Raw genomic sequence first — 12,550 nt, 5'->3', positions numbered from 1 at the left:
AAAGGGAGCGGATGGTTGTAATGTCTAATTGGGAAACGAAATTTGCGAAAAAAGGATTTACTTTTGATGATGTATTGTTAGTGCCTGCTGAAAGCCATGTTTTGCCAAATGAAGTGGATTTAAGTGTTCAACTAGCTAAAAATATTAAATTAAATGTTCCGATAATGAGTGCTAGTATGGATACCGTAACAGACTCAAGAATGGCAATCGCAATGGCTCGTCAGGGTGGTCTAGGTGTTATTCATAAAAATATGACCATACAACAACAAGCTGATGAAGTGAGAAAAGTAAAACGTTCTGAAAGTGGCGTTATTCTTGATCCGTTCTTTTTAACCCCTAGTCATTCAGTTTCAGAAGCAGAACGATTGATGAGTCGCTATCGTATTAGTGGTGTGCCCATTGTAAATACTATGGAAGAACGCATTTTAGTTGGAATTTTAACGAATCGCGATTTGCGCTTTGTAGCAGACTACTCTATTCAAATCAATGAAGTAATGACAAAAGAAAATTTAGTTACCGCTCCTTCAGGAACATCTTTGAAAGAAGCAGAACATATTTTACAACAACATAAAATTGAAAAATTACCCATCGTTGATCAAGATGGACGCTTAAGCGGATTGATCACAATTAAAGACATTGAAAAAATTCTTGAATTCCCAAATGCTGCAAAAGATTCTCATGGACGTTTATTGGTTGCAGCAGCAGTTGGTGTAACGAGTGATACATTTGAACGTGCTCATGCGCTAATTGATTCTGGTGCGGATGCCATCGTTATTGATACCGCTCATGGTCATAGTGCAGGAGTTATCCGTAAGATTAAAGAAATTCGTGAAGAGTTTCCTGAAGCTACTTTAATCGCCGGAAATGTCGCAACAGGCGAAGCAACTCGAGCATTGTATGATGCTGGTGTGGATGTAGTGAAAGTGGGAATCGGTCCTGGATCGATTTGTACAACACGTGTAGTTGCTGGTGTTGGTGTACCTCAAATCACAGCTATTTATGATGCAGCAGCAGTTGCTCGTGAGTACGGCCGTGCAATTATTGCTGATGGTGGAATCAAGTATTCAGGAGATATTGTAAAAGCGTTGGCTGCTGGAGGACACGCTGTTATGCTAGGAAGTATGCTAGCTGGAACAGATGAATCTCCTGGAGAATTTGAAATTTTCCAAGGTCGTCGTTTCAAAACATATCGTGGAATGGGAAGTTTGGCTGCTATGGAAAAAGGATCAAGCGATCGTTATTTCCAAGGTGGAGTAAACGAAGCCAACAAACTAGTTCCAGAAGGTATTGAAGGCCGTGTTGCTTATAAAGGAGCACTCTCTGATATCGTCTTTCAAATGCTTGGTGGATTACGTTCAGGAATGGGATATGTTGGAGCAGGCAATTTAGAACAATTGCGTGAAGAAACACAATTCATTCAAATGAGTGGAGCCGGTTTACGTGAATCTCACCCACACGATGTGCAAATTACAAATGAAGCACCAAATTATTCTGTCCAATAAAATAAAATCAGAAAAAGAAGCTCAATACCGTTCATATCGAACAGTATCGAGCTTCTTTTTAACAAATTCTTTAGTATTTTCTGATATGATGAATAAAATCGGAAAAAATACGTCTAAAATGAGGGAAATCATATGAAAATTTTAGTAGTCGATGACGATAAAGAGATTGTAGAACTATTGAGTATTTATATCCAAAATGAAGGATATGAAGTAGAAAAAGCCTATAACGGAAAAGAAGCTTTAACAAAAATAAAAACAATTAAGAACATCGATTTAATGGTGTTAGATGTGATGATGCCTAATATGGATGGAATTCAAGTGGTAAAAGAAGTTCGTAAAGAGTTACAACTACCAATTTTGATGCTTAGTGCTAAAACGACAGATATTGATAAAATTAAAGGCTTAGTAACAGGTGCGGACGATTATGTTGCAAAACCCTTTAATCCTTTAGAAGTGATGGCTAGAATCAAGTCTTTACTACGTAGAAGCAATTACGCAACTAACTTGCAAGAACTAAACAAATTAGAGGTTGGACCATTATTGATTGAAAAAGAATCGCATGAAGTTCGAACCATTAATGGCGAATTTATCCAGCTGACAGCTTTAGAATTCGGTATTTTGTACTTATTAGCTAGTAACCCCAATCGTGTTTTTAGTGCGGATGAAATATTTGAACGTGTATGGCAACAAGAAAGTCTTGTTTCAGCTAAAACAGTGATGGTTCACGTTAGTCATTTAAGAGACAAGATTGAAGAAGCTACGGGTGGAGAAAAAGTAATTCAAACAGTTTGGGGAGTAGGATATAAAATTGGAGATCGGTAGAATCTGCCAAAAACATTTATTATTAGGAGTTGACTAGATTAGTTGAAACTGACAAGAAAAGAAAAAAGTAAGTTGATCATTGAAGGATTTATTACTATTGGACTAATTTTGATTTTGTACTATGCAGCTTTTGTTATTTTTAATCGCATGCTGATTGACTCTCCTGAGCTTATTAAAGGATTTTGGTTTATTGGCGATGCTATTATTAGTGTTCGTGGCAACCAAATTATTTCGCTGACACCTTTTTTTATTATTTTTTTAACTGTGGTTGCAGTAGCAACCATTCATTGGCGCTTGAAAAGACGCTACAAGCAAATGCAACTAAATCATATTATTAGTGAGTTGCATTATATTGCGGAAGGCCATTATGAACACCGCATTACAACAGATTTTGGTGGTGATATGGAAAAAGTAGTCGAAAGCATCCATGTATTGGTAGATAGTACAGTTCAGGCAATGGAAGAAGAACGTCGGATAGAGCAATCTAAAGATGAGTTGATTACAAATGTAAGTCACGATATCCGAACTCCGTTAACCTCTATTATCGGTTATCTAGGATTGATTGAAGAAAGACGTTACAAAAGCGAAGAAGAATTATTGAAATACACTCATACTGCATATACGAAAGCGAAGCAAATGAAGGTCTTAGTAGAAGATTTATTTGAGTATACAAAAGTACGACAAACAACTACGCCTTTAAATTTATCTGAATTTGATATGGTGCAATTATTAGAGCAACTAGTAGCTGATTTTGAATTAGAAGCCGAAAAACGGCATATGGAAATTGAAGTGGTTACTTCTTATGAGTCTATCCAAATGGAAGCTGATACTGAAAAATTGGTTCGTGTATTTAATAACTTGATTTCAAATGCGCTAAAATATGGAAAAGATGGAAAGAAAATCTTTATAGAAGTCCAAAAAGTTGGAAAAGAAGCCATTATATCCGTTAATAACGACGGATTACCGATTCCACAAGAATCATTGAACCAATTATTCGATCGCTTTTACCGTGTAGAAGAATCAAGATCGCAAGAAACAGGAGGAACAGGTTTGGGATTAGCTATTGCCCAAAGTATCGTCGCTCTCCACGGCGGATATATTTACGCTTCTTCTGATACAGAATTAACGCGTTTTGTGATGCATCTGCCGTTAAAACAGTTAGCTGAAAAAGAACTTTAAATAAAATAGTTATAAAACAACCGTCTTATATTATATTTAACCAAAAGAGGGTTGTTTTTTTTGTTCTATTTCGCTAACATAGAAAAAGTGCGCAGTAATTTACTGCATAATAATTAAACAATAATTAAACTGAAAATCAAACGAATTGAGGAGACATAAAAAATATGAAAAAATTCAAGAAAATTAGTACAGTATTTGTCACAATGCTATTATTAGGAACTTTTTCTCCTTTGATTAGCATGGATACAACTGTATCAGCAGCAACAATTGAACAACCTAAAGTAGAAGCAGCAGCAGCTTTTATTATTGAACCAACGACTGGAAAAGTTTTACTGAATCAAAATGGCGACGAAAAATTAGGTATTGCTTCAATGACCAAAATGATTACGGAATATATCCTGCTAGAAACGATTAAAAATGGCGATTTAGCATGGGATGATCAAATAGAGATTAGTGAATATGCTCATGAAATCAGCCAAAATTATGAATTATCAAATGTTCCTTTACGCATTGACGATACTTATTCAGTAGAAGAACTTTACCAAGCAATGGCTATTTATTCAGCAAATGGAGCAACTATTGCACTTGCTGAACATATTGCTGGTGATGAAAAAGCATTTGTCGATATGATGCATGAAAAAGTTGAATCATGGGGCATTACTAACTATGAAATTTATAATACAACAGGTTTGTCTAATTTTGATTTAAATGGCAATATCTATCCCGGCAGCACGGAAAACAGCGAAAACTCAATGACTGCAAGAGGAATGGCAATTATCGCACAACATTTAATAACTGATTTCCCAGATGTATTAAAAACTTCTAGTATCAGCAAAAAAACTTTTAGAGAAGGCACATCAGATGCTATTGAAATGACAAACTTCAACTGGATGTTACCAGGTTTAGATCATGAACGTGAAAACGTTGATGGGCTGAAAACAGGTACGACTGATTTTGCTGGAGCTTCAATGACAGGAACAGCTGAACAAGAAGGCATGAGAATTATTACTATTGTCATGAATGCAACGAATGGACAAAAAGATTTAGGTAAACGTTTTGTTGAGACAGATAAAATGATGGATTGGGCTTTTGAAAACTGGAGCAAGGTTCAAGTTTTTAAAGAAGGACAAACTTTAGACAATGTTGATCCTGCTAAAGTTGATAAAGGTAAAAAAGATACTGTAAAACTAGCAATTCAATCTGACGTTTCTCTTCTTGTTCCGACGAATACGGATAGTGCAAATACTGAGACAACTGTTCAATTGCAAAAAGATTTGTTAAATGAATCAGGCCATTTAACAGCGCCAATTAAAAAAGGTACTGAAGTAGGTACCGTCCAAGTGATTAGTGAAGGCGATGATCTAGGGTATGTTAATGGCGATAAAGGCGAAGAAGTTACCGTTGTAGCAGCTTCAACTGTTGAAAAAGCGAATGTATTTATTTTAGCAGGACGTTGGATGAAAGATTTTATAAGCAACTTATTTTAAAATGTGTTCATCTTAAATTTCTACTAATTTTATAGCAAAGGGCTGGGGAAAGATTCCAGCCTTTTTTTGTTGACTTAAGGGAAGAGATTAAGGTAAAATGTAAGCAATTGAATGAACACGAACGTTAGTAATGCGAAATAGTAAAAGGTATTAAATACACAAAGAGAGTCAATGGTTGGTGAAAATTGACGGTTTAATCTTTTGAATCCATCGCGTGAAGTAAACAATGAACTCAATTTTGTTGATAAAATTGTTTCGGATCCAGACCGTTATCTGATTGTAAAGTGTAGAGGATTCATAGGCAGTCTTCTAAATTTGGGTGGTACCGCGAACGTTGAGGCCATTTCGTCCCATAAATAAGGGGATGAAATGGCTTTTTTTGTACAATTTAATAGGAATAACCATAAGAAAGGAAGAATGAGATGCTAGATATTAAACAATTAAGAACGGATTTTGATGTTACAGCGAAAAAATTAGAAATACGAGGAGTCAAAAGTGAGTTATTAGAGGAGTTTGTTACATTAGACAAAGAAAGACGTTCTTTAATAGTAACAACTGAAGAATTAAAGAGTTACCGTAATGAAGTATCCGGCGCTATTGCAACGTTAAAACGTAGTAAAGCAAATGCAGATGATAAAATTAAAGAAATGCGTGAAGTTGGAGAAAAAATAAAAGAGTTAGATGAACAATTGGCAGTAATTGATGAAAAAATAGAAAATATTGCTACAGGGCTACCAAACTTGCCACACGAATCTGTTCCAGTTGGAGCAGATGAAGAAGCAAATGTTGAGATTCGCAAATGGGGAACACCGCTAAAAGTAGATTTTGAATCAAAAGCGCATTGGGAAGTTGCAGAAGAATTAAATATCTTAGATTTTGAACGAGGAGCTAAAGTTTCTGGAAGTCGTTTTGTTTACTATAAGGGACTAGGTGCTAGACTAGAAAGAGCTGTATACAACTTCATGCTAGATTTGCATACAGAAGAACACGGGTATACAGAAATGATGACGCCGTATTTAGTTAACAGTGATTCAATGTTTGGTACAGGACAATTTCCTAAATTTAAAGAGGATGTCTTCCAAATTGAAGGAACAGATTTAACGTTGATTCCAACAGCAGAAGTTCCTTTAACAAACTATTACCGTAATGAAATTTTAAAAGAAGAGCAACTTCCAGTATATTTTACTGCATTAAGCCCATCTTTTAGATCAGAAGCTGGTAGTGCAGGAAGAGATACTCGTGGATTGATTCGTTTGCATCAGTTCAATAAAGTAGAAATGGTTAAATTCAGTAAGCCAGAAACATCTTATGATGAATTAGAAAAAATGACAAATAATGCTGAGGCAGTTTTGCAAAAACTTAATTTGCCTTATCGCGTTTTAGCGCTATGTACGGGAGATATGGGCTTCTCAGCTGCTAAAACGTATGATTTAGAAGTGTGGATTCCTGCTCAAGAAACATATCGTGAAATCAGCTCTTGTTCAAATACTGAAGCTTTCCAAGCTAGACGAGCAAAAATCCGTTACCGTAATGAAGAAACAGGTAAATTAGAATATGTCCATACGCTAAATGGCTCTGGATTAGCTGTCGGAAGAACGATAGCAGCTATCTTAGAAAACTATCAACAAGCAGACGGCTCAGTTAAAATTCCAGAAGTATTAATTCCATATATGGGTGGAACAACTGAAATTCGCAAAGCAAATTAACAAGCAAACCAATCAAAATAATGTAAACCCGTAAAGTAGAGTGCTATACTTTGTTCAGTAGGAATATAAGGGGGAACCAATAATGAGTGAACATAAAAACGAAAAAGCAACATTTGCCGGTGGATGTTTCTGGTGCATGGTAAAACCTTTTGAAACACAAACGGGTATTGAAGCAGTTATTTCGGGTTATACAGGTGGTCACACTATTAATCCAACTTATGAAGAAGTGTGTAGCGAAACAACAGGTCATACAGAAGCTGTTCAAATTACTTTTGATCCTGATCAGTTTAGTTATAAAGACTTAGTAGAAATTTATTGGCAACAAACAGATCCGACAGATGCTGGCGGACAATTCGCAGATAGAGGATCTTCTTATCGTCCAGTTATTTTTTATCATAATGAAGAACAAAGACAAATAGCAGAAGCATCTAAAGAAGCGTTACAAAATAGTGGTCGTTTTAAACAACCCATTGTAACTGAAATTCAGCCAGCAGAACCTTTTTATCCAGCAGAAGATTACCATCAAGGTTTTTATAAAAAGAATGCTACTCACTATTCAAGATACAGACAAGGATCTGGAAGAGCGAGCTTTATTGATTCAAATTGGACTGCTAAGTAGTCCTTAATAAGAATAAAGAGAGGTTTTTTATTGATACTAATAAAAAACCTCTTTTTTTTTGCTAAAAAGACTTATAATATATTCATAAAAAAAACACTATACTGTATATGCTTATCTAACCAAATGGAAAATTAAAGAAAAATAGTTCGCGTTTTTTGTAAAATAATGTATTTCCGAATGCTTTTTCAAAATAATGTTCAGGTTTGAAAATTTATTTATTTTATTTACCGAAAAAGATTGACGAAACGCTAAAACCTTGTTATATTTATATACGTCGCTGAGACAGGTTGAAACAAACCGGTAAAGCGAGAAACAAAAATTAAAAAAGTTGTTGACAGACGATATCGAACGTGGTATTATTAGTAAGTTGTCAAAACGAAACAATCAACTTTAGACCTTTGAAAACTAAACAAAGTAAGACGAACCAAATGTGAGGGTGACTCAGCAGTGCTGAGTCAACAGTAACAAAATAGTGAATAATTATTCGCTAGCAATTCAATAATGAGCTTCAAGCATCATTTTATATGAGAGTTTGATCCTGGCTCAGGACGAACGCTGGCGGCATGCCTAATACATGCAAGTCGAACGCTTTAATTTCACCGGGTGCTTGCACCCATCGAAGTTAAGGAGTGGCGGACGGGTGAGTAACACGTGGGTAACCTGCCCATAAGAGGGGGATAACATTCGGAAACGGATGCTAATACCGCATATTTCTAATCGTCTCCTGACGAATGGAAGAAAGGTGGCTTCGGCTACCGCTTATGGATGGACCCGCGGCGTATTAGCTAGTTGGTGAGGTAATGGCTCACCAAGGCGATGATACGTAGCCGACCTGAGAGGGTGATCGGCCACACTGGGACTGAGACACGGCCCAGACTCCTACGGGAGGCAGCAGTAGGGAATCTTCCGCAATGGACGAAAGTCTGACGGAGCAATGCCGCGTGAGTGAAGAAGGTTTTCGGATCGTAAAACTCTGTTGTTAGAGAAGAACAAGGATGAGAGTAACTGCTCATCCCCTGACGGTATCTAACCAGAAAGCCACGGCTAACTACGTGCCAGCAGCCGCGGTAATACGTAGGTGGCAAGCGTTGTCCGGATTTATTGGGCGTAAAGCGAGCGCAGGCGGTTCTTTAAGTCTGATGTGAAAGCCCCCGGCTCAACCGGGGAGGGTCATTGGAAACTGGAGAACTTGAGTGCAGAAGAGGAGAGTGGAATTCCACGTGTAGCGGTGAAATGCGTAGATATGTGGAGGAACACCAGTGGCGAAGGCGACTCTCTGGTCTGTAACTGACGCTGAGGCTCGAAAGCGTGGGGAGCAAACAGGATTAGATACCCTGGTAGTCCACGCCGTAAACGATGAGTGCTAAGTGTTGGAGGGTTTCCGCCCTTCAGTGCTGCAGCTAACGCATTAAGCACTCCGCCTGGGGAGTACGACCGCAAGGTTGAAACTCAAAGGAATTGACGGGGACCCGCACAAGCGGTGGAGCATGTGGTTTAATTCGAAGCAACGCGAAGAACCTTACCAGGTCTTGACATCCTTTGACAATCCTAGAGATAGGACTTTCCCTTCGGGGACAAAGTGACAGGTGGTGCATGGTTGTCGTCAGCTCGTGTCGTGAGATGTTGGGTTAAGTCCCGCAACGAGCGCAACCCCTATTATTAGTTGCCAGCATTCAGTTGGGCACTCTAGTGAGACTGCCGGTGATAAACCGGAGGAAGGTGGGGATGACGTCAAATCATCATGCCCCTTATGACCTGGGCTACACACGTGCTACAATGGATGGTACAACGAGTCGCAAGGTCGCGAGGCCAAGCTAATCTCTTAAAGCCATTCTCAGTTCGGATTGCAGGCTGCAACTCGCCTGCATGAAGCCGGAATCGCTAGTAATCGCGGATCAGCACGCCGCGGTGAATACGTTCCCGGGTCTTGTACACACCGCCCGTCACACCACGAGAGTTTGTAACACCCGAAGTCGGTGAGGTAACCCTTTTGGGAGCCAGCCGCCTAAGGTGGGACAGATAATTGGGGTGAAGTCGTAACAAGGTAGCCGTATCGGAAGGTGCGGCTGGATCACCTCCTTTCTAAGGAATATAACGGAAACCCACACATTCGTACTTACTTTGTTTAGTTTTGAGAGGTCTAATCTTCTCAATCTTTTAAATGCACTACCTTGTTCTTTGAAAACTGGATAAAGTTAAAAATTGTAATTCAAGTAAGAAACCAGAAACACACCGAAATTTTTAAATGTAAGTTTTTTAAGGTTCTCATCGCAAGATGAGTATTGAAAATTAACGATTAACCATAGGTTAAGTTAATAAGGGCGCACGGTGAATGCCTTGGCACTAGGAGCCGATGAAGGACGGGACTAACGCCGATATGCTTTGGGGAGCTGTAAGTGAGCTTTGATCCAAAGATTTCCGAATGGGGGAACCCAGCATCTTTTATAGGATGTTACTGCTGACTGAATACATAGGTCAGTAGAGGTAGACGCAGAGAACTGAAACATCTAAGTACCTGCAGGAAGAGAAAGAAAAATCGATTCCCTGAGTAGCGGCGAGCGAAACGGGAATAGCCCAAACCAGAAAGCTTGCTTTCTGGGGTTGTAGGACTGAACACATAGAGTCATAAATGATTTTGGTAGGAGAAGCGACCTGGAAAGGTCTGCCGAAGAAGGTAAAAGCCCTGTATCCGAAACCAAATTCACTCTGATCAGTATCCTGAGTACGGCGGAACACGAGAAATTCCGTCGGAATCCGGGAGGACCATCTCCCAAGGCTAAATACTCCCTAGTGACCGATAGTGAACCAGTACCGTGAGGGAAAGGTGAAAAGAACCTCGGAAGAGGAGTGAAATAGCCCCTGAAACCGTGTGCCTACAAATAGTTAAAGCCCGTTAATGGGTGATAGCGTGCCTTTTGTAGAATGAACCGGCGAGTTACGATCCCATGCGAGGTTAAGTTGATGAGACGGAGCCGCAGCGAAAGCGAGTCTGAATAGGGCGAATGAGTATGTGGTCGTAGACCCGAAACCAAGTGATCTACCCATGTCCAGGTTGAAGGTGCGGTAATACGCACTGGAGGACCGAACCCACGTATGTTGAAAAATGCGGGGATGAGGTGTGGGTAGCGGAGAAATTCCAATCGAACTTGGAGATAGCTGGTTCTCTCCGAAATAGCTTTAGGGCTAGCCTCGGAATTAGAATCATGGAGGTAGAGCAACTGTTTGGACTAGGGGCCCTTCTCGGGTTACCGAATTCAGATAAACTCCGAATGCCATTGATTTATATCCGGGAGTCAGACTGCGAGTGATAAGATCCGTAGTCGAAAGGGAAACAGCCCAGACCACCAGCTAAGGTCCCAAAGTTTATGTTAAGTGGAAAAGGATGTGGAGTTGCTTAGACAACTAGGATGTTGGCTCAGAAGCAGCCATCATTTAAAGAGTGCGTAATAGCTCACTAGTCGAGTGACCCTGCGCCGAAAATTTACCGGGGCTAAACATAACACCGAAGCTGTGGATAGAACCATTGGTTCTATGGTAGGAGAGCGTTCTAAGGGCGTTGAAGCTAGATCGTGAGGACTAGTGGAGCGCTTAGAAGTGAGAATGCCGGTATGAGTAGCGAAAGACGGGTGAGAATCCCGTCCACCGAATGACTAAGGTTTCCTGGGGAAGGCTCGTCCTCCCAGGGTTAGTCGGGACCTAAGTCGAGGCCGAATGGCGTAGACGATGGACAACAGGTTGAGATTCCTGTACCAGTTTGTTTTGTTTGAACAATGGAGGGACACAGTAGGCTAAGGAATACGCGCTGTTGGATATGCGCGTCCAAGCAACAAGTTTTGAAGTGAGTCAAATGCTTGCTTCTTTAAGAACAAGTTGTGATGGGGAGGGAAATTAAGTACCGAAGTTCCCGATGTCACACTGTCAAGAAAAGCTTCTAGTTAGAAACAAACTGCCCGTACCGCAAACCGACACAGGTAGTCGAGGAGAGAATCCTAAGGTGTGCGAGAGAACTCTCGTTAAGGAACTCGGCAAAATGACCCCGTAACTTCGGGAGAAGGGGTGCTGACCAATTGGTCAGCCGCAGTGAATAGGCCCAGGCGACTGTTTATCAAAAACACAGGTCTCTGCAAAATCGTAAGATGACGTATAGGGGCTGACGCCTGCCCGGTGCTGGAAGGTTAAGAGGATGGGTTAGCTCTCGGGCGAAGCTCAGAATTGAAGCCCCAGTAAACGGCGGCCGTAACTATAACGGTCCTAAGGTAGCGAAATTCCTTGTCGGGTAAGTTCCGACCCGCACGAAAGGCGTAACGATCTGGGCACTGTCTCAACGAGAGACTCGGTGAAATTATAGTACCTGTGAAGATGCAGGTTACCCGCGACAGGACGGAAAGACCCCATGGAGCTTTACTGCAGTTTGATATTGAGTGTTTGTACAGCTTGTACAGGATAGGTAGGAGCCAATGAAGCCAGGACGCCAGTCTTGGTGGAGGCGTTGGTGGGATACTACCCTTGCTGTATGACCACTCTAACCCACAGCCCTTATCGGGCTGGGAGACAGTGTCTGACGGGCAGTTTGACTGGGGCGGTCGCCTCCTAAAGTGTAACGGAGGCGCCCAAAGGTTCCCTCAGAATGGTTGGAAATCATTCGCAGAGTGTAAAGGCATAAGGGAGCTTGACTGCGAGACCTACAAGTCGAGCAGGGACGAAAGTCGGGCTTAGTGATCCGGTGGTTCCGCATGGAAGGGCCATCGCTCAACGGATAAAAGCTACCCTGGGGATAACAGGCTTATCTCCCCCAAGAGTCCACATCGACGGGGAGGTTTGGCACCTCGATGTCGGCTCATCGCATCCTGGGGCTGTAGTCGGTCCCAAGGGTTGGGCTGTTCGCCCATTAAAGCGGTACGCGAGCTGGGTTCAGAACGTCGTGAGACAGTTCGGTCCCTATCCGTCGCGGGCGTAGGAAATTTGAGAGGAGCTGTCCTTAGTACGAGAGGACCGGGATGGACACACCTCTGGTGTACCAGTTGTTCTGCCAAGGGCATTGCTGGGTAGCTATGTGTGGACGGGATAAACGCTGAAAGCATCTAAGCGTGAAGCCCCCCTCAAGATGAGATTTCCCATCACGTAAGTGAGTAAGACCCCTGAGAGATGATCAGGTAGATAGGTTGGAAGTGGAAGTCTAGCGATAGATGGAGCGGACCAATACTAATCGGTCGAGGACTTAACCAAATTTTTTAA

General features: G+C 41.0%; 6 protein-coding genes, 2 rRNA genes and 1 other annotated feature. All 8 genes read left to right on the top strand.

All coding sequences use genetic code 11. The features are described from left to right. Positions 1–20 precede the first annotated feature (20 nt). The 8 genes from guaB to BP18_RS10670 all read left to right on the top strand — a co-directional run bounded on the left by guaB (position 21) and on the right by BP18_RS10670 (position 12,541). The gene (gene guaB, locus BP18_RS10705; RefSeq protein ID WP_007724666.1) at positions 21–1,502 is read left to right on the top strand and encodes an IMP dehydrogenase; all 1,482 of its coding nucleotides are present in this window, start codon (positions 21–23) and stop codon (positions 1,500–1,502) included. Between the two features lie 132 nt (positions 1,503–1,634). Further along, entirely contained in the window at positions 1,635–2,324 is a 690-nt protein-coding gene (locus tag BP18_RS10700; RefSeq protein ID WP_007724659.1) for a response regulator transcription factor, read from the top strand. 42 nt (positions 2,325–2,366) lie between these two features. Beyond that, the gene (locus BP18_RS10695) at positions 2,367–3,503 is read left to right on the top strand and encodes a sensor histidine kinase (RefSeq protein ID WP_029277595.1); all 1,137 of its coding nucleotides are present in this window, start codon (positions 2,367–2,369) and stop codon (positions 3,501–3,503) included. A 164-nt stretch (positions 3,504–3,667) separates the two neighbouring features. Next, on the top strand, positions 3,668–4,990 hold the full coding sequence (locus BP18_RS10690; RefSeq protein ID WP_007724656.1) for a serine hydrolase: 1,323 nt from the start codon (positions 3,668–3,670) through the stop codon (positions 4,988–4,990). Between the two features lie 118 nt (positions 4,991–5,108). Then, positions 5,109–5,346: a binding site (T-box leader), on the top strand. A 66-nt stretch (positions 5,347–5,412) separates the two neighbouring features. Then, on the top strand, positions 5,413–6,696 hold the full coding sequence (gene serS, locus BP18_RS10685; protein ID WP_007724653.1) for a serine--tRNA ligase: 1,284 nt from the start codon (positions 5,413–5,415) through the stop codon (positions 6,694–6,696). An 82-nt stretch (positions 6,697–6,778) separates the two neighbouring features. After that, complete coding sequence (gene msrA / locus BP18_RS10680) at positions 6,779–7,315, top strand: peptide-methionine (S)-S-oxide reductase MsrA (protein ID WP_007724651.1); 537 nt, start codon at positions 6,779–6,781, stop codon at positions 7,313–7,315. Between the two features lie 520 nt (positions 7,316–7,835). Next, positions 7,836–9,397 (top strand): 16S ribosomal RNA (locus BP18_RS10675). Positions 9,398–9,620: 223 nt separating this feature from the next. Beyond that, positions 9,621–12,541: ribosomal RNA gene (locus BP18_RS10670) — 23S ribosomal RNA — on the top strand. Together the 16S and 23S rRNA genes form the textbook arrangement of a ribosomal RNA operon. The last annotated feature ends 9 nt before the right edge of the window (positions 12,542–12,550 follow it).

The sequence above is a fragment of the Carnobacterium jeotgali MS3 genome, assembly GCF_000745125.1.
Classification (GTDB): domain Bacteria; phylum Bacillota; class Bacilli; order Lactobacillales; family Carnobacteriaceae; genus Carnobacterium_B; species Carnobacterium_B jeotgali.
The sequence above is the reverse complement of the archived record's forward strand: the minus strand, read 5'-3'. Positions and strand labels throughout refer to the sequence as shown.

What these genes read in the sequence shown, in the direction of transcription:
- BP18_RS10700 (WP_007724659.1), top strand. Translation starts at nt 1,635, where the DNA reads ATGAAAATTTTAGTAGTCGATGACGATAAAGAGATTGTAGAACTATTG.
- guaB (WP_007724666.1), top strand. Translation starts at nt 21, where the DNA reads ATGTCTAATTGGGAAACGAAATTTGCGAAAAAAGGATTTACTTTTGAT.
- msrA (WP_007724651.1), top strand. Translation starts at nt 6,779, where the DNA reads ATGAGTGAACATAAAAACGAAAAAGCAACATTTGCCGGTGGATGTTTC.
- BP18_RS10690 (WP_007724656.1), top strand. Translation starts at nt 3,668, where the DNA reads ATGAAAAAATTCAAGAAAATTAGTACAGTATTTGTCACAATGCTATTA.
- serS (WP_007724653.1), top strand. Translation starts at nt 5,413, where the DNA reads ATGCTAGATATTAAACAATTAAGAACGGATTTTGATGTTACAGCGAAA.